We start from the raw sequence: 26965 nt of genomic DNA, 5'->3' as shown, positions 1-26965 counted from the left end.
CCCGTCAGTGCGAGGTAGGGCTCGGCTCGCCCTCGGGGAATTTGCCCGTGGCTTGGAAGATGACCCGGCGGGCCACCTCGACGGCGTGGTCGGCGAAGCGTTCGTAGAACCGACCCAGCAGGGTGACGTCCACCGCGGCAGCTACGCCGTATTTCCACTCCCGGTCCATCAGCACGTTGAACAGGTGGCGGTGCAGGTCGTCCATCGCGTCGTCTTCTTCGCGGATCCGGGCGGCCTTCTCCGGGTCGCGGGTTTGCAGTACCTCTTGCGCGCTGTTGCCCAATTCGACTGCGATGCTGCCCATTTCGGCGAAGTAGCCGTTGACCTCCTCGGGCAGCGCATGCTGGGGATGGCGCCGGCGGGCGATCTTGGCGACGTGCAGCGCCAGGGCGCCCATCCGGTCGATATCTGCGACGATCTGAATTGCGCTGACGATCGACCTCAGATCACCGGCTACCGGCGCCTGCAGGGCCAGCAGGACGAAGGCGCTCTCCTCCGCCTGCGCGCTGAGCGCCGATATTCTTTCGTGGTCGGTGATGACCTGCTCGGCCAGCACCAGATCGGCCTGCAACAAGGCTTGGGTAGCCCGCTCCATCGCAATCCCGGCCAGCCCGCACATCTCGCCGAGTCGCTCGGATAATTCCGCGAGCTGCTCATGGTAGGCGGTTCTCATGTGTAAAGCCTACGTTCTGCACATAGCCGATGGCGTGCAGCGGCACGTGCTGTTCACAAACGTTGTCGCGCTATTCGCAGGTGGTGTCTGCCGCATTGGTGACCGTCAGATCCTCGGGCAGCCTGGTCGGCGTGCTGCTGGTGTTCCGGCTGACCTGCATGCTCACCGAGGAACCGCTGGGCGGGGGCGAGCTCACCGCGCTGAAGTCCGGCCCGAGCACCACCTGGACTACCGAGCCGATCCCGGTCACCCGCTCGACCTTCGAGTTACCGAACGCCGCGGCCACTGTGGCGGCGGCCTGTTCATTGCCGGGTGAGAAGAACACCGTCGTCGTCTTCAGTGAATTCGGATAGTCGTCCGGAGTCATCACGTTGAAACCGTTGCGCTTGAGTTGGCTCGCGGCGGTCGCCGCCAGGCCCTCGGTGCCGGTGCCGTTGGACACCTGGACCGTGACCTCCTGCGGGGAGGTCGTCGTCACCTGCTCGCGGTGCGTGTCATTGGCCGGGGCCGGCTGGGACTGAGGTTGCGGCGGCTTCTTGGTGGGGCTGGTGCCCGACCCGGACGTCTGCGAGGTGCCCAGACTCTGTGCGTTCTGATCGTTTTCCTTGGGCAGCGGATCGTCGTTGATGATCGCGGTGAACAGCGCTTTCATGTCCGCGGTCCGTGGCGGCTCGTTGCCGTCCTGGTCGGTGATGCCCGTGGGCACGGTGACGAACGTGACGTGCCCGGCCGCCATGTGTTGCAGGGAGCGGCCGAGTTCGACCAGGTCTCTGGTCTTGACGTTGTCGACGTAGCTGTTGCCGATGAACATGTTGACGACGTTGTTGAGCTTGTTGAGGTTCATCAACGTGTCCTCGGAGATCATCGTCCGCAGCAGCGAGGACAGGAACAGCTGCTGCCGCTTGATGCGGCCGTAGTCGCCGTTGCTCTCAGTGGTGACCTGCCGGGCGCGCACGTAGTTCAGCGCGGTGGGGCCGTCGATGACCTGGCGTCCGGCATGGGCGAGCACCGTGCCCAGTTCGTAGTCCTTCAGCGGCGTGGTGCTGCACACCTCGACCCCGCCGAGCGCCTCGACCATGCGACCGAATCCGACGAAGTCGATGGCGATGAACCGGTTGACGCTCAAACCGGACAACTTCTGGATCACCTTCACCAGGCACTTGGGGCCGCCGAAGGAGAACGCGGAGTTCAGCTTGGTCTCGGTGTAGACCATCCGGGGACCGGTCTTGCCGGTCTTCGGGTCGTAGATAGGTCCGTACTTGCCGTCCTCGGGATTCCACGCCTCGCACTGGATGGGAGTGATCGCCAGGTCACGGGGGAACGACACCGCGACCACACGCTTGCGGTCGGCGGGGATGTTGACCAGCATCACCGTGTCCGAACGGGCGCCGCCGGCGTCCTCGGTATCACCGGCCCCCACGTTGGCATTGGCCCCCAGGCGCGAGTCCATGCCGACGATCAGGAAGTTCTCGTCGCCGTACTGCGCGTTGGGGTCGACGATGTCGGCGGACCCGGGGTCCAGGGCGCTGACGGTGTTCAGCTGGTTGTTCTTCGACGAACTCCAGTGCCACGCGCCGCCGGTGAGCACCAGCGACAGCAGCGCGACGACCGCGACCAGGGAGCGGCCCGCGATCAGGATCGGCCGCCGGTGGGACTTTCGCTTCGGGGTGGTCGAGACGTTGGCCGGTGCGGTGGCGCGGCGCCGCTTCCGGCGCGAGGCCTTCTCGTCTGCTCCGGAATCCTCCGGGTAGTTGGCCGCCCCCAGGTCGGGGATTTCGGAGAGCAACTGCAGGGAGTACGCCGGAGTGGGGATCACCTGGGTGTCGAGCAGGTCGTCGCGCTCGCGTTCTTCGGCGGGTTCCGGCTCGTCGTCCACCTCTGGTTCGTCGGCCACGTGATGGTGAGTGGGGCGCTCCGGAAGGGTGGCACCGAGTTTTGCGATCAGGTCCGCGACGCTCAGGACCCCGTCGTTGTGGCTGCCCGGCTGGCCGTCCTCAGGTTCGGCGGGAGTCTCGGCTTTAGTGACGGAACCGGCGGACCAACGACTCAGTTCGTCATCGGCCGACGTCGCCGTGAAGCGCTCCCACGGCGCGGCGCCTGGCAATGCCTGCGCGTTTGCGGTAAGGAAGTCAGCAGCATCCCCGGCGCTCCGCGCGCGCCGATGGTCAGGAGTGGCGTCTTTCTCGCCGTCACTCATGTCCTACCGGCCTCCGAATGTCACTATGCGGACGTCCCCACCGATGGGGTGGTTTTTCGGGCACAACGCGCACACGTAGACGCAGCACCGCCGAACTCGGCGCCGCGGAATTGCATTAAGGCTCATATCGTACTGATTTCTCGGCTGAGACGCGATTTCGAGAGTGTCTCGGTTCAGCCACCGCGGCTTGCGGATCAGCCGCCGGAGTGCATGACGTCGGCGCCCTCGGGCACCCGGCAGTCGTCGGGATCGCTGAGCCAGCCGTCGGGCAGAGCCACCCGCGCCGGCGAACCCTGGCGGCCGCGCGGGCCGTTGCCGGCCTCCGGGAACGGCACGTCACGGTCCAGGCGGTCGAGCAGCTCGTCGAGTTCGTCAAGTGTCTTGACCAGCGCTAATGCGCGCCTCAGGTCGGATCCTGCGGGGAAGCTGTGCAGGTACCAGGCGACGTGCTTGCGGATGTCGCGCATGCCCTTGTCTTCACCGAAATGGGCGGCCAGCAGCGCGCCGTGCCGCCGGATGATGTCGGTCACCTCGCCGAGGGCGGGCGGCTCCGGGGCCGGTATCCCGGTGAACGCGGCCGACAGTTCGGCGAACAGCCAGGGCCGGCCCAGGCAGCCGCGGCCGATGACCACGCCATCGCATCCCGTGGCGGCCATCATGGCGAGCGCGTCGCTGGCGTCGTAAATGTCGCCGTTGCCCAGCACCGGAATAGTGCGCACCTGTTGCTTGAGCAGGGCGATCTGATCCCAGTCGGCGGTGCCGGAATAGCGCTGCGCGGCGGTTCGGGCGTGCAGCGCGACGGCCGCGGCGCCCTCGGACTCGGCGATGCGGCCGGCGTCCAGGTGCGTGTGGTGGTCGTCGTCGATGCCGATGCGGAACTTGACGGTCACCGGGATGTCGGTGCCGGCGGTGGCGCGCACCGCGGCGGCGACGATCTGGCCGAACAGCCGCCGCTTGTAGGGCAACGCCGCTCCGCCGCCGCGCTTGGTCACCTTGGGAACCGGGCAGCCGAAGTTCATGTCGATGTGGTCGGCCAGTCCCTCGTCGGCGATCATCTTGGCCGCCGCGAAGGTGGTGTCCGGGTCAACCGTGTAGAGCTGCAGCGAGCGCGGCGATTCGTCCGGCGCGAACGTCGTCATGTGCATGGTGACCGGGTGCCGCTCGACAAGCGCGCGCGCGGTCACCATCTCGCAGACATACAGTCCGCTGACCGTACCTACCTTCGACAGCTCCAGCTCACGGCACAGCGACCGGAATGCGACGTTCGTCACACCGGCCATGGGTGCCAGCACGACGGGGCTGGCGAGCTCGATCGTGCCGATGCGCAATGGGCGCTACCGCCCGCTCAGCGTCAGCTTGCCCGCGGTCTGGTGCAGCTCGAACGCGGTGGTCTTCTTGCCGGTGCGAACTTCCCGGTCCAGCTGGCGTTGCTTGGACTGCTCGAACTTGTCGCAGGACGCCTCGAGCTCCTTGACCAGCACGCCCAGGTCGTCGCGCAGAGCCGCGGCCTCGCCGGTGAAGTCCTCGCGCTCGAAAATGCGCCACTTCTTCAGTACCGGCATGACGACGTCATCGAGGTGGATCCGGGGGTCGTAGACGCCGCCGACGGCGATGAGCACTGCTTTGCGGCGGAACTCCGGCACCTGGTATCCGGGCATCTGGAAGTTGCGCAGGATCTTGTGCAGCGACTTCATCGCCTGGTTGGGTGCGATCTCGAACCCGGCTTCGCTGACGTCGCGGTAGAAGATCATGTGCAGGTTCTCGTCCGCCGAGATCTTGGCCAGCATCTGGTCGGCAATCGGTTCGTCGCAGGCCTTGCCGGTGTTGCGGTGCGAGATCCGGGTGGCCAGCTCCTGGAAAGTCACGTAGATGACCGAGTCGAACAGGCTCTCGGCGAACAGGTCGTCGCGCACCTGGTGGTTCTGGCCCGGGCTGAAGCCGCGGTTCACCACCTCCACGCGCAGCTTCTCCAGCTCGTAGGGGTCGACGGCGCGGGTCACCACCAGGTAGTCGCGCAGCGCGATCCCGTGCCGGTTCTCCTCGGCGGTCCAGCGGTTGACCCACTGGCCCCAGGCGCCGTCCAGCCCGAAGTTCATGGTGATCTCGCGGTGGTAGGACGGCAGGTTGTCCTCGGTCATCAGGTTCTGCACCATCGCCACCTGGGCGATGTCGGACAGCTTGGACTGTCCGGGCTCCCAATCCTGGCCGCCCAGCGCATAAAAGTTCTTCCCGTCCGACCACGGGATGTAGTCGTGCGGGTTCCAGTCTTTGTGCATGCTCTCGTGCCGGTTCAGGTACTTCTCGACCATCGGCTCGAGTTCCTGTAGCAGCTGCAGATTGGTCAGCTCGCCTGACATGGCAACTCCAGTTATCTGTGTCTGTTGGTTGCAGTCAATGTTATCTGTGCCTATCAGTAGCATCAAGTTTGCCGCCGGTGTGGCGCATCACGGTGCGGTCAAGGTTGATCGGCTACCTCGGAAAGGGTGCCCGGGGGCTGCGGCGGCTAATCGTGCGGCAGCGACGCGACGGTGATTTCGGCCGAGCCCTGTTCAACGTAGGTGGCGGCGGTGCCGAGCAACATGTTGACGCAGTAGTCGATGAACTGCTGGCGGGTGGCGCCCAGTTGATCGTTCAGGTAGGCGGTGAACAGCGCGGTCAACGCGCCGACCAAGCTGGTCGCGACCAGTTTCTGGGTCACCGGGTCGACTATGCGCGAGAGCTTGCGCTGCAGCAGATCGATGAAGTTGGGCATCCACTCGGCCCCGGAGCGGGTCAGTACCGGCTCGACGGCGGGAGCCAGCAGCAACACCCGCCCGCGGACCGGGTCGTCGACCATCAGCGCCACGAACTGCTCGACGGCCTCTCTGGGAGTTTTCGCTGACGTCAGCGTCGCCATCGCCCGGGTGCAGACATCGTCGTAAACCGCGCGAACGAAATGCTCGCGATCGTCGAAGCTTTCGTAGAAGTACCGCTCGGTCAGGTTGGCCTGGCGGCAGGCGGCGCGCACCGTGAGTGCGGGGCCGCCTTCGCCTCCGAGCAATTCGACGCCGGCCGCTATAAGCGTGTTACGGCGCAACGCGTGGCGGTCCTCCAGGGGGACGCCTGACCAGCGGCCCCGTCGTTGACCCGCCTGCACTTCGCTCCTAGAATTGATTCTGACAACGCGCGTAGTCAGATTTCCGACAGTTGAGGAATGACACCAGTGACTCAAGATACGTCCGCGACCTGCCCGGTGACCAGCGCCGAGCCGGCTGCCCCCGCTGACCGGCCGGCCGATCTGGCCGTCGGTTGCCCGGTATCGCCGCTGGGCTACGAGGCACCGCCGCAGCCGCTGGGTCCGGACTCGCTGACCTGGAAATACTTCGGCGACTGGCGCGGCATGCTGCAGGGGCCGTTCGCGGGATCCATGCAGAACATGCACCCTCAGCTGGGCGCCGCGGTAAAGGATCACTCGACATTCCTCCGCGAGCCGCTGCCCCGGGTGATGCGGTCGCTGTACCCGATCGGCGGGGTGGTCTTCGACGGTGACCGGGCCCCGACCACGGGGGCCGAGGTGCGCGACTACCACATCGACATCAAGGGCGTCGACGACCAGGGTAGGCGCTACCACGCGCTGAACCCTGACGTCTTCTACTGGGCTCACTCGACTTTCTTCGTCGGGACGCTGCACGTGGCGGAGTGGTTCTGTGGCGGTCTGACCGAAGCGGAGAAGCGGCAGCTGTTCGACGAACACGTCCAGTGGTACCGGATGTACGGGATGAGCATGCGGCCGGTGCCGAAGTCCTGGGAAGAGTTCCAGGCCTACTGGGACCACATGTGCCGCAACGTTTTAGAGGATAATTTCGCGACCCGGGTGGTCCTCGATCTGACCAATTACGGCAAGCCGCCGATCGCGCCGTGGCTTCCGGACTGGCTGTGGTCGGCCATGACCAAGCTGTCCGCGCCGTTCTTTCTGTGGTTGACCGTGGGCCTGTATCACCCGGCCGTCCGGGAGCGGTTGGGTTATCGATGGTCAGGCCGCGACGAGTGGCTGCACCGGCGCTTCGGCAGCGTGGTGCGGGCGATCTTCGCGTTCGTGCCTCCCCGGTACCGGAAGCACCCGCGGGCCCGTGCCGGCCTCGACCGCGCATCCGGGCGCATCCCGGCCGACGCACCGCTGCCGCAGACGCCTGCCCGGAACCTGCCGCCCCTGGATGAGCGGGGCGATCCCAAGCATTACTGCCCGCAGGTCTGAGCGCTCAGTGCGTGTGGCTGTGCACCTCTTCGAGGCCGGACTGGTGCACGTGCTCGTGAGTGTGTTCGGTGCCGTCGCTGTGTGAATGTGCGTGCTCGTGCGCGACATGCTCATGCTCGTGAGTGGTGTGGGCGTGGCTGTGGTGCACGTCCCCGTGCTGGTGTTCGTGGGCGTGTGCTTCATCATGGGTGTGCTGGGACATTTTGCTTCTCCTTATCGTGAAAATTGTTGTGGTGACTAGCTTTTGATTGCCTTCACCGCGCTGTCGCCCCGATGGTGACCGGGAACGCCGGGCCCGGCGTGTTCGGCGTTGTAGACGGCGTCGATGACGAGCTGGCGCACGTGGTCGTTCTCCAGGCTGTAGAAGATCGTGGTGCCGTCGCGCCGGGTGCGCACCAGGCGAGCCATGCGCAGCTTCGCCAGGTGTTGAGAGACCGAGGCGGCGGGTTTGCCCACGTGTTCGGCGAGTTCGTTGACCGACATCTCGTGCTTGGCCAGTGACCACAACACCTGCACGCGGGTGGCGTCGGCCAGCATCCGGAACACCTCGACCACCAGGCCGACCTGGTCGTCCGGCAACCGGCCAGCTCTATTATCTGCGTGCATACGTAGATAATAGGTTAAGTCACCGGCGCGGTGTCAAGGTGAGTCGGGGTCAGCCGGGAACGTCAGTCGCCCGGCGCTCCCCGCCGTTGCGCTCCTGCCAGGCCCGGTAGACGTCCACCGCCGCGGTTCTGATCGCGGGACGGGTTTCCTCGCGCATCGGCAGGCGGCGGTCCCGCCAGTCCTTGGCGAACTCGTCGTAGAAAGTGGCGAGCTCGAAGTACTTGCGGTCGTCGACGTAATGCGGCTCGTAGGCGTCGCGTGACGTCAGGAAGACGACCTCATCGGGGGAGCAGTAGTAGAGCGAACCCAGGCACATCGGGCAGGGGTGGGCCAAGACGTAGATGGTGGTGCCGACCAGATGCTCGGTGCCCAGCTTGGTGCACGCCTCGCGGATCGCCAGGATCTCCGCGTGAGCGGTGGGATCGCCGGTCTGCGCCACCTTGTTGGCGCTTTCAGCGAGAATCTCGCCGTTCCGGACGATGACCGTCGCGAACGGGCGCCCGCCTTCGGCGACGTTCTGACGGGCGAGGTCGATGGTTCGCTGTGCGAAGTCGGTCACACCCGGCAGAGTAGCCGCGCAGAATCATTGGCGGTTCTGTGATAGTAACTAGGTTATCTATATTTCTGAAGTCGAGGGAGTGCAATGGTGCGTACTGATCGGGATCGCTGGGACCTTGCGACGAGTGTCGGTGCGACGGCAACCATGGTCGCCGCCCAGCGGGCGCTGGCTTCCGACCCTGAATACGCGCTGATTGACGACCCCTTCGCGGCACCGCTGGTGCGCGCGGTGGGCATCGACGTCTACACCCGCCTGGTGAACGGTCAGATTCCCGTTGACGACGACTCCGAGTTCGATCCGCAGCGCATGGCCCGGGGCATGGCGTGCCGGACCAGGTTCTACGACGAGTTCTTCCTGGACGCCACCCGCGGCGGCGTCACGCAGGTGGTCATCTTGGCGTCGGGCCTGGACGCGCGCGCCTACCGCCTGCCGTGGCCGGCCGGCACCGTCGTCTACGAGGTCGACATGCCGGAGGTGATCGAGTTCAAGACGCTGACGCTGAGCGAACTGGGCGCCGAGCCCACCGCCGAGCGCCGGACCGTCGCCATCGACCTGCGTGACGACTGGGCTTCCGCTCTGCGGGCGGCCGGGTTGGACGCTGCCGCCCCGTCGGCGTGGAGTGCCGAGGGCCTGCTGGTGTATCTGCCGGACGACGCCCAGGATGCGCTGTTCGACAACATCACCGCGCTGAGCGCGCCCGGCAGCCGGCTTGCGTTCGAGTTCGTCCCGGACACCCGGATCTTCCAGGACGAGCGCTGGCGCGCCCATCACGAAAAGATGGCTGCGCTCGGGTTCGAACTCGACTTCAACGACCTCGTCTACCACGCCGAGCGCAGCCACCTCCTGGACCATCTGACCGGTACCGGTTGGCAGACCACGCCTCGCACCACCGCCGAACTGCACGCGGCCAACGGGTTCGACTACCCGGACGACGAGCTGGCGGAAGCATTTGCCGACATCACGTACACCAGCGCGGTGTACCAGCCATAGCGGCCCTGCTGGCCCGCTTTACTGGCTGCGGAGCAGTTCGTCCTTCAGCCGGCTGGTGAGCATGTCCTGGAACACCGTCTGTGCCGGGGCGTAGAGATCCCGGTACGTCGAGAGCAGGGCATCGCGGTTGTACTCCGGGATAGCGCCGGTGGGCGGGGTCCAGAAGCTGTCGATGTCCATCAGGAAGAACTGACCGGTCTGCGGGGGCGTGACGCGACGCAGGTGGTAGCTCGGGTCGAGTGCCTGACCGACGCCCGGTCCGTAACGCACGATGAGTGACTTACCCGGCTGGGCCTCACGGTAGACGGCGGCCCCCTGCCATTCGGTCAGGGTCAGCCCGCCCGGAGCCAGACGCTGGGGGCCGAGCAGGCTCTCGTCGATCCAGTTGGTCCATTCGATCCGGCCGTCGACACCGGCGGGGACCCGGATCTCCAGGACGTAGCGCAGGCCGATGCGCTCGATGCCCACGATCGACGAGACCGCCGAACGCGCGTCGACCACCCGCATGGCGATTTCCAGGAAGGTGTCGAAGTTGCTGTATGCGCTGGTCTCGACGACGATCGCCTGGTTCTTGAGCGAAGCGGCGGTGGTGTTCTCGCGGTTGGAGTAGCGCACGAAGCGGTCCGCGACCGGTTGGGGCGGCTGGCCGGGGGCGGTCATGCCCCACTGGACATCCTGGGCCTGGCGTTCGATGGGCAGGTCGTTGAGCAGCAGATGCTTGAGCTCGCGGCTTGCCGTCTCGGTGAGAGAGTCTGTTGCCGGGTGACGGATCTCCAGCGTCACCAGGGCTACGGGGGCGTTGGGTTGTACCTCAGCGGGATTCACGTCCGGAAGCATAGCCGCGAGCTTAACGAAGCGTGACGGCAATCACCCGGAGCGTCCGATCTCGTCCGATCTTTGCGGCTGTGGGTGCCTGGCGTGCCAGGTCACAGCCATTTGAGGGCGGCCTGAGGCCGGCGCGGTGCCCCCAGTAGGACTCGAACCTACGACCTGCGGATTAAACGACCGCCAGTCACACCCTTCCCCGTCCGTAAGACTGCCGCGTGAAGGTGGGCATGTCTTGCATACCGGAATAGGTCTCACGCCAGCTATCCCATACTTTCGGATGTATCCAACGTGGATTCCGTACCGCCTTCCTTTACACCAGCGGCGCGAGACGTGAGCGAAGTCGCATCGTGACCGCTCCGTTCTCGCATCAGCAAACATGGCTGCTGCAAGATATGCCGATGACAACGACGACCGGGCTTAGCGAATGGCGGGTTTGGCAAGTCGCTCAACGTCTTTCGCGCCGAACAATTGATGAGCGACTGCGAGTTGTCCAGATGCTGCACGCCGAGACGGGCACTCAGCCGATAGACATCGACGCGCACGGAATTGTGGACTGGATGGCCGACCACGAGGACTGGTCGGACGCCACGGCGTGCACCTACACCAGCTACCTCGCGGCGTGGTTCAAATGGCTGCAGATCACAGACCGGCGCGCCGACAACCCCATGGTCAAGGTCGGCACACCGCGCACCCCAGACCGCGAGCCGCGCCCGATATCCGACGCCGATGTGGTCACGCTGCTGCGAACACGAATGTGGTCGTCGACGCGCCGCATGATCATCCTGGCACTGCTCGCCGGACTGCGGGTCCACGAGATAGCCAAGGTGCGCGGCGAGGATGTCGACCTGAATGCCCGGCTACTTTGGGTCAAAGGCAAGGGGCGCAAGTTGCGATCGGTGCCGCTGCATCCGGCGCTGATTGAGATGGCCTCCGAAATGCCCGCGAACGGATGGTGGTTCCCGATGCGAGGCCATGAAGGCGAGCACGTGTTGTCCAAGTCGGTCTCAGACATCATCGGCCGCACAATGCGACGCGCCGGCATCCGTGGCACCCCGCACAGCCTGCGGCATTGGTACGCCACGGCATTGCTGGAAAACGGGATCGACATCCGAGTGGTGCAAGAGCTGATGCGACACAAGTCACTCGCGACGACGCAGGTCTACACGAAAGTGTCCAACGAGCGCAGGCAAGAGGCCATCGCGACGCTGGACCTGTTCCGCGCATTGCGGCCGCAGCTGAGCCCCGCCAACCGACTCCGCGCCACCGACCGAGACAGCGCCGCCTAGCTGATCATCGCAACTTGACCTGAGCCCTACCCGGCGGTCGCCTGACGGGTCTACCATGCCTGCATGGCCGAGTCGGTCGATGATGACACCGCCGTGCGAGGTGGCGAGGTTGAGACGGCCGTTGTGCCGGACCTGGCGCCGACACAGGCCGCTGAACTTGCATGGTCTGATGCGGACCCTCCGGAGCCAAAGGTGCGCAAGCCTCTGCCGCGCTCGCTCCGCTGGCTACTGGTCGTCGTTGCGGTCGGCGCAGTAGCGGCCGGGGCGTTTGTGGTCGGACACCAGGTGGCGCCGTCCATTTCTGCACCTAAGACCGTGACGGTCACACAAAGCGCCTTGGCCACCACATCGCCGACTGCCGCACCGCCGCCCATCGTCGGATCAACCACCAGGCGCCCAAGAGCGCGCGTTGACCAGGCGTTCCTCGATAAGATTCACGCGGCTGGACTCCCCTTCTATGGGGGGGACGACGCCGCGATCATCTCGGCGTACAGCATGTGTAATGCGATGTCGGATCGCGCGCATCCGATGTCGGTGGCTGATTTGATCGGAATATCGCAACGCTCAATCCCGTGGACTTATGAGCAGAGTGCCACGTTCGTACGGGAAGCAGTGCAGTCGTTCTGCCCGTGGCAGTGGAATCCGGAGTGATCCCCCTGAGAAACGCTAAAACCGCCCCCGCCTGACCTCGGAGCAGGGGAGGTCAGGCGGGGACGGTGTAGTTCCGGCGGGGTTAATTTTTCACCCCAGTTGCCGCGGCGGTGCAGGTCAGGGCTGTGCCGGTATGAAATCCGGTTATGTTTTCACCCTGGTTTCGTCTAGTGCGGGGTTGCCACGATTGTCTAGTGCGGGGTAGACGCCGCGCCGCCCAGAACTTCTGCGCCAGCAGGTCGTAGCGGTACGGCACGACATCGGCCAGGTGCCCGACGACCACGACACCGGCGGCCAGGATCACGGCGCGTCCGGCGACCGGCCACCGCGCGGTGAGGCGGCGGCACTCGTCGGTGATCAGCATGCCATCGCGTAGGTGCTCAGCCTCGTAGGCGATCAGGTCTGCCAGCATGGCCAGCATCTGGCGCTGGGCGGTGTTCACGGGGCCGGGTGGGTCAGTTCGGACGTTCGAGGCGCTTGAGGCGGTCGTCCAGCGTGCGGGCCAGATCGACGCGGGACTCACGCTCTTGGCGGATCTCACCGCGGATTCCGCCGATGTCCTCACGGATTCCGCCGATGTCGGAGCGGATGCCGCCGATGCCCGACTGTTGGGCGGTGAGCATCTCTTTGACCTCGCCTACAGTCTTGGCCAGGTTCGACCCGCCGTTCGTGACCTGTTCTTTGATCTTGTCCACGGCGTCACCGGTGGCCGCGATCTTACGCCCCTCTGCCCAGACCTTGATGATCAGCGTCCCCCACCCACCGACGACACCGACGACGGCTAGGGCGACGGCGGGCCAGGTGTTGACGGCCTGGGAGACGGACTCGGCGAGGGCGATCACCGGGGACCGCCGAGGCCCTGCGCTATCTCCATCGCCTGCTGTGCGAGCGGGCCGAGCGGTTGGCGCCACGCCTCTTGCGGGACCTGGTTGAGCACGTTCGTGATCGCGGGCACCGGCAGTAGCGTGCCGAGGTCGCCGACGGCGGCCTTGACGCGCTCGATGGACTCCACTGCCTGCGTGGTCAGCTTCTCGTGGGCTTCGGCGGTCTTGGTCACCACGTCCTGCACGGAGGCGACGGCCTTGTCGTTCGGCGTGGTCTTGCCGGACGGCGCCAGCAGCGCACCTGCGCCCATCACGCCGGCGAGCAGCATGGAGACGAGCTGGCCGGTGGACAGGGTGGCCCAGTCGCCGCTCTCTCCGGCACCGGCGGCCAGCGCGGGCCCGAGGAACGCCAAGACGAACCGCACGGGCATGGGGACGTTGAACTTCACTGGGGGGCTCCGTTCGCTGCGATGAAGGCTTTGAGCATGTCGGGGTTGTCGCGCTCGAGTTCGGTCATGAACTGGCGCGCTCGAGCAACGACGTACGGGTCGGTCGTAGCGCCGCGGCCGGTGGCGACGAGTGCGATGCGGGCCAGCTCGCGGAAGTCGCCCAGGCGCGCGGCGTCCTCGACATAGCGCGGGTGCTCCATGCCGTCGAGGTTGCGTATCTGCTCCCAGATCTTCCAGCGCGGACCCTCGCCGGGGGTGGCGTAGATGGACTGCGACGGGTACCTGCGGTCCACGTAGGTTTCCCACAGTTCGCGGATCATGCGTTCGGCTTCTGCGGACAAATCGTCACCACCTATCAAGGTCAGGAGCTGCTCGCCCAAAGCGAGGGCGCGGTTGTATCTGTCGCGGCGGTCGGCCAGCCCGTTGGTGCCGCCGTTGATGCGGCGGGTGACGGTTTCCAGGTCGCCGCGGTCGGCCAGTGCGTTGATGTCGGGGCGGGCGACAACCCAGTACCAGGCGGCGCCGAGTCCGGCGTACTCGTCGGAGGCTAGGGCTGCTGGGTTGTCCACAAAATAGGTAGCCGAGGGCACCAGCCCCTTGCTGTTGGCCCACTTGGATAGTTGTGTGTAGTTGCTGCGCCCCGTGATCTGAATCCACGAGCGGCCTTTGAATCGGACGCCGTCGCCGGGTTGGGTGTTACCGAGGTCGGCTCGTCCTTCGTATGCAGCTCCACTGGCTATCTCCTCGGTGTAGTAGAGGCCGCCGGACTCATGCCCGATCTGCGCGCACCACATGGCGATCCGGTCGACGGTGGTGCACTCGCAGGCGGTGAGGGATGCGGAGACGGCCGGGAGTAGTTGCCGGTAGCGGTCTAGGGACAGTCGCGCACCCATCGCGCGGGAGAGGGCGTCCGCCGCGCTCTCATCGCGCGGGAGAGGGCGTCCGCCGCCGGCATCGGGGTCGGACGGCGGGACAGCGCCGCGGCGGAACGTGCTGTACCCGTCGGCGCGAATCTTGCGCTTGACGAAGTCGCCCGTCTTCGGGTTGTTCCAGGTGCCATAACCCATCTGGTGGTGCATCTCGTCGATGGGGTCGTTCCAGTCGCCGGCCCAGAACACGGTGCCCTCGTAGAAGTCGAGCATCTGCCGTAGGGTTGCCATCTGAGACGCGGTGAACGTGCCGCGGACCCGGAACGGGTGAGTGTTCCAGTTCAAGTCACACGCGGTGCCGTTGAGGTGGTTGCTGGTGGCGACGGAGTTGGTTGGTGTCCAGGCCGCGGAGTCGGGGTCACGTAGCGGCTCGATGAAGGCGTTGTAGTCGGCGGCCCACGCCCGCAGGATCTGCAGCGGCCAGCCCTTCATGAATTGAAGGCGCACGTTGGTGCCAGGGACGGTTATCCACTCGGTGAGGTCCGGCGTGGCGCGCGCTGGCCGCCAACCGTTCTCGCTTTCAACGCCGACCTGAACCACGGCTAGACCCCGAGTGCGTTGGCGATCTGCTTGACCAGCCAGTCATCCACCTCACCGGGGATCAACGTGGGGTGGTCACGCAGGTATCGGATGACCTGGACGAGTAGGAACTTCGCGATCTTGGCTTTCATTTGTGTCCTTCTTTCATGTTGTCGCCCAACCATTTACAGACTGCGACGATCCCGGCCAGCGCGAGCGCGGCCGCTGCTGCGGTGGCCCACGGAGGGACGGTGATCATCGGCGGGCCAGTTGGGTGATGGCGTGCAGGAGTGAAAGTCCCGCGTGTCTGCGGCGGGTATGGCGGTGGGGGCGGCAGAGGCGGCAGCGGGCCTCACTTGGCGGGTAGTGCATCTCCGGCCAGCAGTGAGTCGGCACCCTGCGGGGCCTCGACAGGTGTCTCGATTTCGGCCGGGACCTCAACCTCGACAGGCGGTTCCACCTTCGGCCGCAGATACTTCTCTGGCACCTTCGGGGCCGCGACTTCGGCGAACTCGGCGGCGAAGTCTTCCCGGTTGAACGGCTGCGCCGGTCCACCGCCGTAGAGGGTGACGCTGGTCGTGGACGAGACGTACCACTCCTTGACCAGGCCGGTGTTCTCGTCCTTGGCGAAGTAGGCGTTTGACACCTTCAGCCAGTCGCCGTCGTAGGCGTGCTGGTCGGCGAAGTCTGCCCGTCGGATTGTGAGCCGCCCGATGCCGTCGAACTCTGCGGCGCAGTCCAGCTCAAAACGGTAGTTGTAGTCCTTGAGTGCACGGCCCAGCGAGATGATGTCCGCGAGAGACGTTGCAGTGACCTCGATTCCGACGTACGTCGCCGGCTCGATGCGCGTGACGCTGATTACTGTCATGTCTCTGTCTCTCCTTAGAGGGGGATGACCGCGATCCGGCGGTCTGCGAAAGTGCCTGTCGTGGCGCTCACCCGATACTTGGCCGTGAAGGTGTTCGATCCCGGGGCGAGGCCGGTCACCAGAAATGACCCAGCGAAGTGGCCCATGTTGGCAACGCTCGCGGCGATGCCAATTGCGATGGAGTAGGAGTCTGCGGCGGCTTGGGTAGATGCACCTGACACCGCGAACCCCATGTAGCTTCTGCTGGCCTGTGTGTTGTTCTGCAGGTTGGCACTCACCGTCACCAGCGCCATTCCGCTAGAGCCGATGGTGGTGGTCACCGCCGGGCCCGCCGTCGACAGATCGGTGAAACTCGTGGAAGTGGTTGTCTGGCTTGTCGAAACATAAGCCGCTGCGGCAGGTCCCGGCTTGAAGACCTGATCCGCGATGCTGAACACATTGATACCGAAGTTGTGCGGCTGCGTACCGGTATTGACCCCACTGAACCCGAATCCTGCGTAGCGGTAGGACGCCTCGACCTGGTGGGCAACGGACGTACCGACACTTCGCACGAGGACATCGTTCTCGTACAGGAAGATGTCTCGGGCCTGTGCCAGGTCACCACACTTGATGGTGTACTTAGCTCCCGGCCTCAAGCCGAAACTGAATGAGCCCTCGTTGGTCGGAGTTCCAGCTACCACGGCGATTATGCTGAGTGTGTCACCGTTGTTGAGCTCGAACTTCAGGTAAGAGGTTGCCGCCGAGTTCATCCGGGCGTATATCGCCACCAGCGACGGGCTACTATCCTGATCCCCCGTGTGCACCCAAGAGATCTCCTGGTAATCCGTGGTGGTTGGTGCGACGTTGTACCGGGCAATCTTCTGACTGGTGCCGGTGCCGCTCTTCTTGTAAACAGCACGACCATCGACAATCTCGATGCTGCCGCTTGTGCCGGCGTAGTAGGCGTTGTCGTTACTCAGGGTGAAGCTGCCGGGGAGGGCAGCCGATCCGTAGTCACCGAAGTTGAACTTGACGCTCATCAAGTTGGCCTTGGCAGCTTCGGCATTCTGCACACCCACAAAGGTGGCTGCGTTACCCACGTTGTTGGTGATGACAGCTTCAGCCGCTGCATCGACTTGTGCCTGTGAGTAGTTGGCGGGGGATGGTTGCCCCGTCAGGCCACCGAACAAGCCGTTGAGGAGTCCTGAGAAAGCCGTCTGCACCTGTGTCGCAGCGGTATTCAGCGAGCCGACGATGCCGGCTGCGGCATTCTGTGCTGCAGTTCCTATCTGGGCGATGTTGGTAGCAGCCAGGTTGATGTTCGTGGCGACATCGGCAGCAGTCGACGCGCCGGAAACGCCCGCGATCAACGAATTCACGTTGGTGACAGCGGCATTCCAGTTGGTCGCCAAGGTTCCGAGCTGGGTCCCGCCGACCGTGGCTGCGGTGTTGATTGCGCCCGTGATGCCCGCGCCGAGTAGCTGGCCGGACGAGTTGATGTTCGTGAACAGCGTCGACAGCGTCACGCCGCCGACTGTGAGCCCGGTGCCGAGCGCGCCCGTGATGCCGGCGGCCAGGATCTGCCCGGAGCTGTTGATGTTCGTCACCAGCGTGGACAGCGTTGTGCCGCCGAGTGTTACGGCACCGTTGAGTGCGCCGGTGAGTTGGGCGGCCGAGAACTGGCCTGCGGAGTTGAGGTACTGCAGGAGGGTGGACAGCGCCGTGCCGCTGAACGTGAGCGCGGTGTTGATTGCGCCGGTGAGCGCGGAGGCGTCGAACTGGCCGATGTCGCCGCCGGTCGGCGTGAGGTTCTTGAGCAGGGAAGTGGAGAGGTTGCCGAAGCCTGCCGCGGCGTTGTACAGGCCCGTCACACCGAGGTTGCCGAAATAGCCCAGCACGCCGCCGATGTCGCCCACCGACAGCCCGGACAGCAGCGCATCGAAGTTGGCTTTGGCCGCCGCGATGTTCTCGCCGATCTCCACCAGCGCCTCGTACGGCTTGAACCCGAAGATCTCGATGGCCCCGAGCGCAACAGCGACCTGGCGCAAGAACTCGTTGACCAGGCCGGAGACGATCTGCTGTAGCTGCTGCCAGGTGAACGCAACCGGGTCCGGCGCCGGGACGCGCGGGGGCGCGTTGTGAATCCCCGGCGTGAGCTGCGACCACCAGTCTGGCGGCTGGGTCATACGGGCACTGCCCAGATCTGGAAGAACGTCACGGTGTTACTGGCCGTGTAGGTGTCCGCGCCCGTGGAGCGTTCGGTGCGCAGGTGGAAATTCTTCACGTTGCCCGCGGTGACCTTGTCGAAGCTGTCGCCGCTGCCGGCAGCCAGCGCGGAGACGATCGTCAGCCGGTCGGTGACACCGGGCAGGCCGATGCAGCGCGCCACGATGTCGCCGTCGGTCGCCCCACCCATTCGGCACACGAGGTCAACAGCGACGTCTGCGCCCGTGCCGACGCGGATCGTGTGTGCGAACACGAGGGGCCGGTAGTCGTGGGTCTTGGCGTCGATGGAGATCGTGGCCATCGTGTAGTTCGCGTTGCCCGAGGGAACACTGCTGATCGTCGCCGGGACGTGGCGGGTGATGGGCTTGGGTGAGACCAGCTCGAACGCGCTCAGGTCGCCCTTGACCGCGAGAATCTGCCCAGCCACCGGGGTTTCGGCGTAGTCCTCGGGGTCCAGCACCGTATCGCCGTCGTCGCCCTTGGGGCCTTTGCGGTAGGTCGTGTTCAGTTGGTAGACGCCGGGGGTGTCCTCGGTGGGTGGCGTGAGGATCGTCCACGACATCGAATCTGGTGTGGCGTCCTCGTATTCGAGCACGTCGGTGATGACGATTTCCTCGTCGATCTCCGCGTGCTGGCCGGGGTCGCCCTGGACCAGTGGGCCGACGTTGGCGATGCCGCCGTTGGGCGTGCCGATCAGGATGAGCACCTGGGCGTTCGGGTCGGACTCCTTGGCAACACGGAACTTTCCGTCGACCTCCCAGTACTCCTTCTCGCCGACAACAACGGTCGGCCACGGTTCTACGGGCATGGCGCTCCTACTGACTCGGGGTAATCATGGCGACGTTGACGCTTTCTTGCAGTCCGGTGATGAGGCGCTGGAAGCGGGCCAGCGGTGCCTCTTCGCTCTTGCCGTCACCGATCTGGATGAACAGATCCCGCTCGGTCGGGCTGATCTTCCAGAATACCTGCTCGATGTAGTCGGTGAAGATCCGTTGCGGCCCAGTGGGACTGCTGTAGATCAGCGACATCAGGCCGCCGCGTGCGACATCGCGGCCGTAGGCGATGACCGACCCGTGGCGGATGATCACCTGTGCCGAGGTGTATCCCCGGCTATCCCATGTGGCGTTGATGAACGCGAAGAATGTCTCAATGTTGTACGGGGCCGAATTGGTGGGCGTGAACACCTCGACGGCGGGGTGGTACGGGCCGACATCGCTTCTGCGGCTGTATAACTGGACCAACTGAAACGCCATGATGCTGTCGTTGAGCAGGCCGGAAAGCAGATCGCCGGGAATGCCGGAGATGCCGACCAGAATCATGATGCTGTCGATCAGCCACGAAAGGGCTGCGTTGATAAGGGAATTCAGCCACCGGGGGCTCTTTCCGCCGATGATGTGCTGCCAGCCCATCGGCGTGTGATCGAAGATCTCACACGAGATGAGCGGGCTTCGGGGGTCTGGGGCGCCCGGGCGTGGTGCCACCACCACCACCAGGGGACGCACGAAGTTCAGGCCGATGGCGGGCGCGGTGAACACGCCCTGTGGCGCCCACGGATTCGCCGGACCCAGCAGCGGCGCAAGCAGATTGCCCAGCACCGAGCCCTGCACGTCGACCGCCGTGCGCAGCACCGAATCCAAAATCGTTTTCGTCGGCCCCTCGACCTGGCTGCGGTCCTTGACCGTCACGACGTACGTCGGCTGCGTCAGGTTGGCCCACGGGTCCGGCTGCGGCATCCCCGGCCGCCACAGGTCCACCCGCACGTCCACGCCATAGGGACGGGTGATGTCGGTGATCACCGCGCCGCATGACTGCATGCGAACGGTCCTGGCGTACAACGGACTTGAGTCGAAGAACGGGTTAGTCCTGACCACATACAGGGGCGTTTTCAACATCGTGAAGATGTTCCCGTTGGACTGCAGCAGCGTGCCGAACCACGCGCGCATATCCGGGTTGAGCGAGGTGACGTTGTTAACGAATTCCCAAAGGCCCGACTGGATTCGCAGCGCGCACTCCGAGATCATGTTCTCGATCACGGTGACCAGTGGGCCAATGAAGATCGCGTGCGAGAACGGCTGGAATATCAGCGGCATCCACCACACCGGCCAGATCTGGTAGAAGTTCAGAATGTCCCAGATGCCGCGGATTTCGAGAGTCGAAGTGTACGCGCCCTTTTCGTACTTGTAGCCGTGCCGCTTGACGTAGAAAGCGAACGTCAGCCCACCAACCTCGGCCTCGATGCCGATCATGGTGGTCTTGCAGGCCATGAACGTCTCGATCAGATCCGATTGGCCCTTGACCTTCAGCGTCGCGGTCGGGACGTTGTTGCGCGGGTCCAGCCCAGAGCCCTCCATGAGGTCCCCGCCGACCTGGCCGATCCGCGTCCAGAGTCGGTCGTTGACGTAGAACCGGAATTCGATCGGGATCTCGGTGTAGATCTGCGCCAGACGGTCAGCGGCATCCGCGCGCTGGGCGAGGCTGCCGTACTTGAGCAGCTCGTTCAGGCGCGCGAGTTCGCCGGGCTCGATGCTCACCGGGCAGCCTTCTTCGGCCGACTCCCCAGTGGGGGCCGGCTGACGCGGGTGGCCATCCTAGAGCGGGTACCTACGCAAGGGGGTCCCCGCGGCGACAATCATGGAGTCGGCAGTCCCTCCACTGATGGACACCGGAATGTACTGCGTTTCAGCGGGTTTGCCCGGTGACTTCGGCGGTATCGGGTTGCTGAAGCCGCCCGAGAGCAGCGAGTACGGATGGCCCTGCGGCGGCACGATGCCGAACTGGGACTTGATCTGCTGCAGCAGCGGCGGCACGTTACCCGCGGTAGCGAAGTTGATGAAGTCGTTGAGCGCTCGCTGAAAGAGCGTCATCTCCTGTGGCGTTGGCGCCACCGAGGTCATGTCAACAACGGGCCGCATCTCTTGGTCCGTGCGGACCTGCATCACCTGATTGGGCAGTAGCGGCCCGAACTGCACAAAGTCGTTACTTCCCGGGCCGTTGGCGAACCGGAACGTGCCCGGACCAAAGCACGTGTAGCGCGGCCACATCGGCTGATCACCGATGTTGGTCAGCTTGATGAACCCCGACTGTGCGCCAATGTTGTTGTCGGCGACATTCCAGCGTCGGATGGTCGCGGGGGTGGCCTGCGTGAGGATCGCGGCGCCGGCGTGCATTCCGAAGCCTGCCCCGCGGTACTCGGCACCGATGTTGGCGCCAGTCGGTTCGATCGCGGACAGCACTTCGATGTTGTTGCGGTAGACCTTGTAGAGGTTGGGGTTGCCGGGGAATCCACAAGCGAGCGTCCACTTTTCACCAGGCAGCGGCGGCACGATCAGCCCGCGGTCACGGATCACGTACTCGACCCCGTCGACGAACGACGACAGCCGCACGTAGCTGATACCGAAGATGAGCCGGATGCCCCACGCGCCGGGGGTGCCGGTGGTCTTCATCCGGCCCCACAGGAAGTTGTAGGCGTTATCGGGATACGACCACTCGGGGAAGCTGCCGATGATGCACTGGACCACTTGGTTGTCGGTGTCGGTCTCGAAGTCCACGCGTCGGCAGTCGGCGGTGCGCCCGCCGGTCAGGATCGGGTCTTCGGGGTCGTCCTGCCAGCGCGCCAGATCGCCGTCGGCGTAGATGAATCCGCCGCCGGTGCCGGTGTAGTTGACATCCCAGCCCTCACCGAGGTCTGTTGCGACATAGGAGAAGTCGTCAACGTCGGAGTCGTAGACGAACCCGAACGAGTCTGTCTGGTCGTAGGACTGCCAGAACGCGTTATCCGCCCGCCACACCTGCGTGAACGGCTGATTGCGCAGCAGCGCCAACAGGATCGAGTTCGGCGGGGACTTGTACCAGCGCAGCGGCGCCCACCACCGGCCGAGTTCCGTCGTGATGAACGACAGCTCCCCGGTCTTCATGTGCTCGTTGCCGGCGATCCACGCGCGCACCAACTCGCGCAGCGCCTTGCGGTCATCGCCCATCAGCTCGAGCTCGGCGGTGACCTCGATCGGGTCGAACAGGTTGGCCACCGTCGTGACGCCGTGCTGAGTCGCGCCCTTCTGGTCGACGAACTGCCATGGCGCGATCAAGCCCTTGAGCGACCTGACCAGCACCGCAGGCTGTTTCGGGTCGCAGTACGGGGCGGCCAGCCCGCCGAGCATGCGGAAGTCGATCGATCCGTCGTGCGCGTGGAAGTGCATCGACGGGATCTGCCCGTTGAGCAGGTGGTATTCGCCGTGTGGTGTGATGCCCGCGGGGTAGCGGACCACCTCGTCGAGGTTGGTCATGCGTACATCGCCTGCTGCTGCATCGCAATGGAGTTGGCCATGGATTGCTCGTTGTTGATGTTGGCCCCGTTGACGGTGATCTGATTGGTGACGTTCTTGCTGTTGTCGACGTTCTTGGCCTGGTCGGCGCCCGGCAGGCCCATGCCCTGCCCTTGGCCCACCACCTGATCGGGGGTGAGCTGCTGGGAACCCTCATCGCCCTCGCCTGCGATATTGGGAAGCATCGGGGCGGCGCCCGCAAGTCCGCCGGCAATCTTGGTGATCCAGTTGTTGTTGGCCAGCTCCGAACCGGCGGGCAGGAACGTCTCTGCCAGGCCCTGGACGCCGATGCCGGCGGCTTGACTGGCGAACTTGATCCCGCGGTTGGCCAGCTCCATCATCGCCTGGGCTGCAGCCGCTCCGGCCTGCCCGCCGAACGGGGCGCCGGCCATACCCGCCGCGCCGATACCGGCCTGGATACCGGCCATTGCCAGCCCGCCGAGCCCGGCGCCGCCACCGCCTTGGCCCTGCGGCGGTGGCACGCCGCCGATGCGGGTGGGATTGGCCGTGTAGGGCATCCCAGGTAGTCCCGGGCCGGGCCCAGCGCCCCAGCCGTGGATGTCCGACGCGCCACCACCGCCACCGAGCCCGCCTCCGATGCCGCCGCCCTGGCCGAAGCCCGCGGCCTGCACGCTGAAGCCGCCACCGGCGCCGCCAAGGCCCGGCATCATGCCGCCGGGGAGTGGGATCGACGTCGCCTGCCGGGTATGGACGTGGTTCTGGTGGTCGCCGTAATCGCCTGCGTAGTAGCCCGTGCCGCTGACATCGCGGCCGCCGGCAATGCCGATCCGCTGGCCCGTTCCGGGGTTCTGCCAGATGACTTGTTCCATCCCGGGCACCGAAGACACGTACTCGGCGAATCGCTGCATGTTCTCGACAGAGCCCGACCAGTCGATGCCACGGTTGAGGTGATTGGGGTTGGGCGCAAACCCCGCCTCTTGCCGGTCGCCTTCCTGGTGGCCGCCGTAGGTGCTCGGCTTAACGCCGAACGCTGCGCCGAGCGCATTGACCCAGTCGGGGAACTGCACGCCCGATCCGCCGTAGCCGCCGCTGTTAGACCCGGCGGGCAGGCCGTAGGGAATGCCGCCGCCAATGCCGCCGCCGCCAGTGCTGTAGCCCGCGCCGCCGAACATGGCCGCGAGCCCGCCGCCGGTGAGCCCCAGCGGGCCACCGCCGCCACCGCCGCCGAGTTGCTGCCAGTTCTGCGGCCATAGGGACTGCGGGCCGCCGCGGGCCTGAATTCCAGCCATGCCCGCTGCTATCTGCTGCTCACGCGTCGCCAGCGCGGGGTTGTCCGGTGCGCCGGCGGGCTTGTACGCCTTCCATGTCGGGAGGTCGAACTGCAGCCCGCCGAAGTAGCCATTGCCGGTGTTGGCGGCCCAGTTGCCGCCGGATTCCTTGGCGGCCAGCGCGTCCCAGTTGAGCGCGCCGCCGCCCACCTTGGCCATCGCCTGCGCGATGCTGCCGGAGATCTGGTACTGCGAGCCGAACGCGCCCTGTCCGGCCAACATGCCCATGAGCCCCTGCCCGGCCTCGCCCGGCTTGTAGCCCGCGGCGATCTGCGACGCGCCGAGTTGGCCCAAGATGGGCGCCGCCGCCAGGTTGGCAATGAACTTCGTGATGTTCTCCGCGATGCCCGCCAGGCCCTTGGAGATGCCGAAGTCCTGATCGAGAGAGGCGCCGATGTCGCCCAGTTCGGACAGCCAGGACTTGATCTGCTTGTTGTGCTTGGTGAAGATTCCCGCGCGTTCCTCGTACAGCCGCATCTCGGACTGCTGCAGGTCGCGGCCCGCGGTCACCACGTCGTTGCGGGCGTCGAGGACATCCTGCTCGGTGGCCGCGCCGTCCTTTTCGAGCTGAGCTAGCCGCGCCTGCTTCTCGGCCAACTTGTGCTTGTTGTCGAGATAGCTCGACTCGGCGCTGTAGAGCCCCGAGGACATCGGCAGGTTCTCGAAGCCGGGCGGCAGGGCGGTGTCGTAGGGAACGACGGGGGCCTTGGGGAGGTGCTTACCGTCGCCTTTGTCCCGCGGCGGCAGGAACGGGTTGCTGTTGTCCAGTCCCGGCGCTCCACCTGGACCGGGCCGGTTGCCTTTGTCATCGACCCAGCCGCCCTTGGCCCAGTCCCAGTGATACGTCGGCATACCCGGGCCGGGACTCCATGGTGTTGGCGTCGGCATCGGGGGCTTATCGCCGGGCTTGGCGCCGGGACGGAAGAACGGGGCGAGCTCCTGGGGCATCGGGCCGCTGCCCTGTAACCACTGCTGATAGCCCGGGGGCATCTTGCCGAACTTCTTGAAATATTCGTTGCCCGCGATCTGCTTGTCGTTGGCGGTCTCGGCCTTGCTCCCCGGAGCGTCGCCAGCCGTAAGTAGCGGAGGCAGGACGATGGCGGCGAACGACGCGCTGATTGCCGCTGCCGATGCCGCCGCCTGTGCGGGGAGTGTCACGCCCAGGAATGTGCTGATGGTCTTCAGGCTGGTGATCAAGGATGCGACTCCATCGATCGCCTTCCATGTCCCGAAGGCGACGACCACAGCCTTGATGGCGCCCTCGTGTTCGCCCAGATACCGCAGGACTTCGCCCAATACGCGCCCCAGTTCCCGGGCGGTCTCGGCGGCGTTCTTGAAGAAATTGTGGATTTCCTGCTGGTGGGCGGTCACCCACGCGCCCATCTCGTCGAGGCGGTCCTTGATGCTCTTGAGCGCCTCAACCATGGTGTTGTTCTGGTCAGTGGGCTTGCCGAAGATCGCGGCCAGGAAGTTCGCGCCCGCCCGCGAGACTGACGACTGCACATTGCTGATCGCGCCCTGGATCGTCTCGCCCATCGCCTTGGCCTGGCCGCCGGCGTGCTGCTCGATCGCCATTTCGAGCGCCTTGAGGCTGATCTGGCCCTTTTCCTGCATGCGCTCGTACTCGTCGCCGGTGAGTTTGAAGGTGTCCTTGAGCCACGCGGCGGCCGGGATGTTCTTCTCTGCGAGCTGCAGCACTTCCTCGCCCATGAGGCGGCCCTTGGCCTGCACCTGGCCGAATACCAGCGCGATTTCCTCGAAACTGCGCCCGGAATAGCCTGCGGCGTCAGCGATGTCGGTCAGATACCGCTTGAGTTCGTCACCCTGCTTGATGCCCGAACCGAGCGCCACCGTCACCGCACCCATGGCCTTGTCGATCCCCACGGGCGTGCCGATGACGACGTCGTTGACCGTCTTCATGATCCCGGCGATGTCGAGACCCGCCTGGCCGGCCGCCTGCATCGTCTTGGAGAGGTTCTGCAGCCGGTGCGTGGCGGCGTCGATCGTCTCGTACCGCTCGAAGCCCTTGAATAGCGTGTACGCACCGGCGCCCATTAGCGCGCCCGCGGCCGTGGTGAACGCCATGCCGAGCGCGCGGCCGGCGAGCGCGCCGGACTTCGCCGCCGCGCCCTCGTAACCCGCCATGGCAGAGGTGAATCCACTCACGCCGGGCAGGGATCGCGCCATCTGGGCGCCGAATCCGGCGCCGAAGCTCAGGCCCGCGTGCTCACCGTGCTTGGCGAACTGGTTGCGCAACTCGGCCTGCAGTTTGTCTGTCGCGATCTTGGAGCGCTGGGCCTCTTTTTCCAGGGCGGCCCTGAACGCCTCTCCGGAAACCTCCCCCGCGCGGACCATCTGGCCCTTGAGTCGGTTCGCCGCTGCGGTCGCTGCGCGTTCGTTCAGTTCGGCAACGATGTCGACGCGTAGGGCCATGATTAGTTCACCTCACTCTCGCTGGGTCCACATCGCGGCCATGCCGCCGGGTTCGTCGTCCTGTATGCGTTGGCGCTCGGCCTGCATGCGCTCGCGCTCGGCCCGGTTCTGACGCGCAATGGCGGGCGGCAGGAAGAATCCTGAACCGTATTGCGACGCATCAGCATTCGGTACATACGCCGCCCTGATCACCGCGGCCTCGTTCGCGATCTGGCGCGTTGCCTGCACGAGTTCCGTGCTTTCGCCGTCCCGCATCGCCTTGGCAACCGCGCCATCCTCCGGCGCGAAGTCCATATGGATGGTGCGGACTCTCGTCTCCGGGTTTTCGACGATGCGGGCGCCGAACATCTCGAGCAGCTTGTAGCTGCTCATGCGTTCCTGGTGCCAGTCGGCTATGTCCAGGTGGAAGAACCGCTGCAGATCACTGGCTATCTGGCGCGGCCACAGGCGCCAAATCGCCTGCGCCGTCCGCACTTTTCGAGTCGCGCTTCTGGCGCTCCATCAGTCGCAGGCCGCTCTCATTCCAGATGCGGCGCACGTCGCCCGCACCCGCCCGGCGGCCGTTGATCGTCTTGGACCGCAGAAACTCGTACTGCTCGGGCCCGATCGCCGCCTTGACCTCCTGCACCTCGAACGGTGGGCTCAGTAGGACCCCGCCCTTGTGGTAGGGCTGGCGATACGGCCCCTTCTTGGTCTCCGCGGGCAGCGTCATCTCGTTGCCCTCGTCGTCCTTGATGGTGCGCTCGGGCAGCTCAATATCCTCGCGGTCGTAGGACTCCGCCTCGACGATCAGCTGGTCGTAGGCGGCCAGGCAGTCGTCGTCGAGCTGACGCAGACTCGGCTGCGGGGGAATCTGCATCGACGACCCGTCGTCGAATGTCAGTGTCGTCCAGGCGAAGATACTGGCGTCGTACTCGGTGGCCTGGTCGGTCGCCTGTCGGCCGGCGTTGGCGTTCAGGTCGTCGGCCGGGGTCGTGCTTTCGGCAGAAAGAGGCTGTGTCATGGGGTCGGCTGCTTCCTTTCGGCTGTAGGGGTTTCGGCTGATTGAGTGGAGACCCCGGCGGGCGCAGCAGCCGACCACGCCCGCCGAAGTGGTTCGCGGG

The 26965-nt window shown here is 65.5% G+C and carries 26 protein-coding genes; 4 read left to right on the top strand and 22 right to left on the bottom strand.

The annotated features are described in order from the left end of the window. Positions 1-4: 4 nt before the first annotated feature. The 5 genes from phoU to AO501_RS31365 all read right to left on the bottom strand — a co-directional run bounded on the left by phoU (position 5) and on the right by AO501_RS31365 (position 6006). Entirely contained in the window at positions 5-673 is a 669-nt protein-coding gene (gene phoU, locus AO501_RS31385; RefSeq protein WP_055581472.1) for a phosphate signaling complex protein PhoU, read from the bottom strand. Positions 674-743: 70 nt separating this feature from the next. Further along, the gene (locus tag AO501_RS31380) at positions 744-2870 is read right to left on the bottom strand and encodes an LCP family protein (RefSeq protein WP_055581471.1); all 2127 of its coding nucleotides are present in this window, start codon (positions 2868-2870) and stop codon (positions 744-746) included. A 194-nt stretch (positions 2871-3064) separates the two neighbouring features. Further along, on the bottom strand, positions 3065-4198 hold the full coding sequence (dusB, locus tag AO501_RS31375) for a tRNA dihydrouridine synthase DusB (protein WP_055581470.1): 1134 nt from the start codon (positions 4196-4198) through the stop codon (positions 3065-3067). A gap of 6 nt (positions 4199-4204) precedes the next feature. Further along, positions 4205-5227: an acyl-ACP desaturase gene (locus AO501_RS31370; protein WP_055581469.1), complete on the bottom strand. Its 1023-nt coding sequence runs from the start codon at positions 5225-5227 to the stop codon at positions 4205-4207. A gap of 146 nt (positions 5228-5373) precedes the next feature. Further along, entirely contained in the window at positions 5374-6006 is a 633-nt protein-coding gene (locus AO501_RS31365; RefSeq protein WP_055581468.1) for a TetR/AcrR family transcriptional regulator, read from the bottom strand. A gap of 66 nt (positions 6007-6072) precedes the next feature. Here AO501_RS31365 and AO501_RS31360 point away from each other — a divergent pair, with 66 nt between their 5' ends. Continuing rightward, complete coding sequence (locus AO501_RS31360; protein ID WP_055581467.1) at positions 6073-7104, top strand: oxygenase MpaB family protein; 1032 nt, start codon at positions 6073-6075, stop codon at positions 7102-7104. A gap of 4 nt (positions 7105-7108) precedes the next feature. On the opposite strand, the gene AO501_RS31355 is transcribed toward AO501_RS31360, so the two are convergent. The 3 genes from AO501_RS31355 to AO501_RS31345 are packed head-to-tail and all read right to left on the bottom strand — an operon-like array spanning position 7109 to position 8269. Further along, positions 7109-7306: a hypothetical protein gene (locus tag AO501_RS31355; RefSeq protein ID WP_055581466.1), complete on the bottom strand. Its 198-nt coding sequence runs from the start codon at positions 7304-7306 to the stop codon at positions 7109-7111. A 35-nt stretch (positions 7307-7341) separates the two neighbouring features. Further along, positions 7342-7710 carry an ArsR/SmtB family transcription factor gene (locus AO501_RS31350; RefSeq protein ID WP_055581465.1) on the bottom strand — a complete coding sequence of 123 codons (369 nt, stop codon included), beginning with the start codon at positions 7708-7710 and terminating at the stop codon, positions 7342-7344. A 49-nt stretch (positions 7711-7759) separates the two neighbouring features. Then, positions 7760-8269 carry a nucleoside deaminase gene (locus AO501_RS31345; RefSeq protein ID WP_055581464.1) on the bottom strand — a complete coding sequence of 170 codons (510 nt, stop codon included), beginning with the start codon at positions 8267-8269 and terminating at the stop codon, positions 7760-7762. Between the two features lie 84 nt (positions 8270-8353). Here AO501_RS31345 and AO501_RS31340 point away from each other — a divergent pair, with 84 nt between their 5' ends. Beyond that, positions 8354-9259 carry an SAM-dependent methyltransferase gene (locus AO501_RS31340; protein WP_055581463.1) on the top strand — a complete coding sequence of 302 codons (906 nt, stop codon included), beginning with the start codon at positions 8354-8356 and terminating at the stop codon, positions 9257-9259. A gap of 18 nt (positions 9260-9277) precedes the next feature. Here the strand turns inward: AO501_RS31340 and AO501_RS31335 are convergent, their stop codons facing one another. Then, a complete protein-coding gene (locus AO501_RS31335) occupies positions 9278-10096 on the bottom strand; it encodes a TIGR04255 family protein (RefSeq protein WP_055581462.1) in 819 nt (272 codons plus the stop codon). Between the two features lie 485 nt (positions 10097-10581). Between AO501_RS31335 and AO501_RS31330 the strand changes: the two genes are divergently transcribed. After that, positions 10582-11373 (top strand): tyrosine-type recombinase/integrase, encoded by a 792-nt coding sequence (locus AO501_RS31330; RefSeq protein ID WP_231752673.1) that lies wholly within the window; start codon positions 10582-10584, stop codon positions 11371-11373. A 63-nt stretch (positions 11374-11436) separates the two neighbouring features. Then, a complete protein-coding gene (locus AO501_RS31325) occupies positions 11437-12024 on the top strand; it encodes a DUF732 domain-containing protein (protein ID WP_055581461.1) in 588 nt (195 codons plus the stop codon). A gap of 82 nt (positions 12025-12106) precedes the next feature. Here the strand turns inward: AO501_RS31325 and AO501_RS31320 are convergent, their stop codons facing one another. From AO501_RS31320 to AO501_RS31265, 13 genes are all read right to left on the bottom strand, one after another. Beyond that, on the bottom strand, positions 12107-12466 hold the full coding sequence (locus AO501_RS31320; RefSeq protein ID WP_055581460.1) for a DUF7427 family protein: 360 nt from the start codon (positions 12464-12466) through the stop codon (positions 12107-12109). 13 nt (positions 12467-12479) lie between these two features. After that, entirely contained in the window at positions 12480-12866 is a 387-nt protein-coding gene (locus tag AO501_RS38525) for a DUF2746 domain-containing protein (RefSeq protein WP_055581459.1), read from the bottom strand. Next, positions 12863-13297: a hypothetical protein gene (locus tag AO501_RS38520; RefSeq protein WP_055581458.1), complete on the bottom strand. Its 435-nt coding sequence runs from the start codon at positions 13295-13297 to the stop codon at positions 12863-12865. The genes AO501_RS38525 and AO501_RS38520 overlap by 4 nt, the downstream gene beginning before the upstream one ends. Further along, positions 13294-14673 (bottom strand): M15 family metallopeptidase, encoded by a 1380-nt coding sequence (locus AO501_RS31305; RefSeq protein WP_231752672.1) that lies wholly within the window; start codon positions 14671-14673, stop codon positions 13294-13296. Before AO501_RS31305 ends, AO501_RS38520 begins: the two co-directional genes overlap by 4 nt. Before the next feature lie 95 nt (positions 14674-14768). Beyond that, positions 14769-14897 carry a hypothetical protein gene (locus AO501_RS40440; RefSeq protein WP_269435195.1) on the bottom strand — a complete coding sequence of 43 codons (129 nt, stop codon included), beginning with the start codon at positions 14895-14897 and terminating at the stop codon, positions 14769-14771. A 200-nt stretch (positions 14898-15097) separates the two neighbouring features. Beyond that, the gene (locus AO501_RS31300; RefSeq protein WP_055581457.1) at positions 15098-15613 is read right to left on the bottom strand and encodes a hypothetical protein; all 516 of its coding nucleotides are present in this window, start codon (positions 15611-15613) and stop codon (positions 15098-15100) included. Positions 15614-15627: 14 nt separating this feature from the next. Next, positions 15628-17778, bottom strand: coding sequence for a hypothetical protein (locus AO501_RS31295; protein WP_055581456.1), 2151 nt, complete (start codon positions 17776-17778; stop codon positions 15628-15630). Next, on the bottom strand, positions 17775-18626 hold the full coding sequence (locus AO501_RS31290; RefSeq protein ID WP_055581455.1) for a hypothetical protein: 852 nt from the start codon (positions 18624-18626) through the stop codon (positions 17775-17777). Before AO501_RS31290 ends, AO501_RS31295 begins: the two co-directional genes overlap by 4 nt. Positions 18627-18633: 7 nt before the next feature. Next, positions 18634-20349, bottom strand: coding sequence for a hypothetical protein (locus AO501_RS31285; RefSeq protein ID WP_197419986.1), 1716 nt, complete (start codon positions 20347-20349; stop codon positions 18634-18636). A gap of 57 nt (positions 20350-20406) precedes the next feature. Further along, positions 20407-22101, bottom strand: coding sequence for a DUF7257 domain-containing protein (locus AO501_RS31280; RefSeq protein WP_055581454.1), 1695 nt, complete (start codon positions 22099-22101; stop codon positions 20407-20409). Further along, positions 22098-25862 carry a transglycosylase family protein gene (locus AO501_RS40435; protein ID WP_055581453.1) on the bottom strand — a complete coding sequence of 1255 codons (3765 nt, stop codon included), beginning with the start codon at positions 25860-25862 and terminating at the stop codon, positions 22098-22100. The genes AO501_RS31280 and AO501_RS40435 overlap by 4 nt, the downstream gene beginning before the upstream one ends. A 12-nt stretch (positions 25863-25874) precedes the next feature. Beyond that, positions 25875-26234, bottom strand: a complete 360-nt coding sequence (locus AO501_RS31270; protein ID WP_156452886.1) for a hypothetical protein — start codon at positions 26232-26234, stop codon at positions 25875-25877. A 49-nt stretch (positions 26235-26283) separates the two neighbouring features. Next, on the bottom strand, positions 26284-26865 hold the full coding sequence (locus tag AO501_RS31265) for a hypothetical protein (RefSeq protein ID WP_055581451.1): 582 nt from the start codon (positions 26863-26865) through the stop codon (positions 26284-26286). Positions 26866-26965: the final 100 nt, after the last annotated feature.

It is taken from the genome of Mycobacterium gordonae (genome assembly GCF_001417955.2).
GTDB lineage: Bacteria > Actinomycetota > Actinomycetes > Mycobacteriales > Mycobacteriaceae > Mycobacterium > Mycobacterium gordonae_B.
Note: the sequence above shows the minus strand (reverse complement) of the source record. Positions and strands in the feature narration are given on the sequence as shown.

What these genes read in the sequence shown, in the direction of transcription:
- AO501_RS31280 (WP_055581454.1), bottom strand. Translation starts at nt 22,101, where the DNA reads ATGACCAACCTCGACGAGGTGGTCCGCTACCCCGCGGGCATCACACCA.
- AO501_RS31340 (WP_055581463.1), top strand. Translation starts at nt 8,354, where the DNA reads ATGGTGCGTACTGATCGGGATCGCTGGGACCTTGCGACGAGTGTCGGT.
- AO501_RS31300 (WP_055581457.1), bottom strand. Translation starts at nt 15,613, where the DNA reads ATGACAGTAATCAGCGTCACGCGCATCGAGCCGGCGACGTACGTCGGA.
- AO501_RS31265 (WP_055581451.1), bottom strand. Translation starts at nt 26,865, where the DNA reads ATGACACAGCCTCTTTCTGCCGAAAGCACGACCCCGGCCGACGACCTG.
- AO501_RS31350 (WP_055581465.1), bottom strand. Translation starts at nt 7,710, where the DNA reads ATGCACGCAGATAATAGAGCTGGCCGGTTGCCGGACGACCAGGTCGGC.
- AO501_RS31355 (WP_055581466.1), bottom strand. Translation starts at nt 7,306, where the DNA reads ATGTCCCAGCACACCCATGATGAAGCACACGCCCACGAACACCAGCAC.
- AO501_RS40435 (WP_055581453.1), bottom strand. Translation starts at nt 25,862, where the DNA reads ATGGCCCTACGCGTCGACATCGTTGCCGAACTGAACGAACGCGCAGCG.
- AO501_RS31295 (WP_055581456.1), bottom strand. Translation starts at nt 17,778, where the DNA reads ATGACCCAGCCGCCAGACTGGTGGTCGCAGCTCACGCCGGGGATTCAC.
- AO501_RS40440 (WP_269435195.1), bottom strand. Translation starts at nt 14,897, where the DNA reads ATGAAAGCCAAGATCGCGAAGTTCCTACTCGTCCAGGTCATCCGATAC.
- phoU (WP_055581472.1), bottom strand. Translation starts at nt 673, where the DNA reads ATGAGAACCGCCTACCATGAGCAGCTCGCGGAATTATCCGAGCGACTC.
- AO501_RS31290 (WP_055581455.1), bottom strand. Translation starts at nt 18,626, where the DNA reads ATGCCCGTAGAACCGTGGCCGACCGTTGTTGTCGGCGAGAAGGAGTAC.
- AO501_RS31325 (WP_055581461.1), top strand. Translation starts at nt 11,437, where the DNA reads ATGGCCGAGTCGGTCGATGATGACACCGCCGTGCGAGGTGGCGAGGTT.
- AO501_RS31335 (WP_055581462.1), bottom strand. Translation starts at nt 10,096, where the DNA reads ATGCTTCCGGACGTGAATCCCGCTGAGGTACAACCCAACGCCCCCGTA.
- AO501_RS31370 (WP_055581469.1), bottom strand. Translation starts at nt 5,227, where the DNA reads ATGTCAGGCGAGCTGACCAATCTGCAGCTGCTACAGGAACTCGAGCCG.
- AO501_RS31270 (WP_156452886.1), bottom strand. Translation starts at nt 26,234, where the DNA reads ATGAGCAGCTACAAGCTGCTCGAGATGTTCGGCGCCCGCATCGTCGAA.
- AO501_RS31380 (WP_055581471.1), bottom strand. Translation starts at nt 2,870, where the DNA reads ATGAGTGACGGCGAGAAAGACGCCACTCCTGACCATCGGCGCGCGCGG.
- AO501_RS31330 (WP_231752673.1), top strand. Translation starts at nt 10,582, where the DNA reads ATGCTGCACGCCGAGACGGGCACTCAGCCGATAGACATCGACGCGCAC.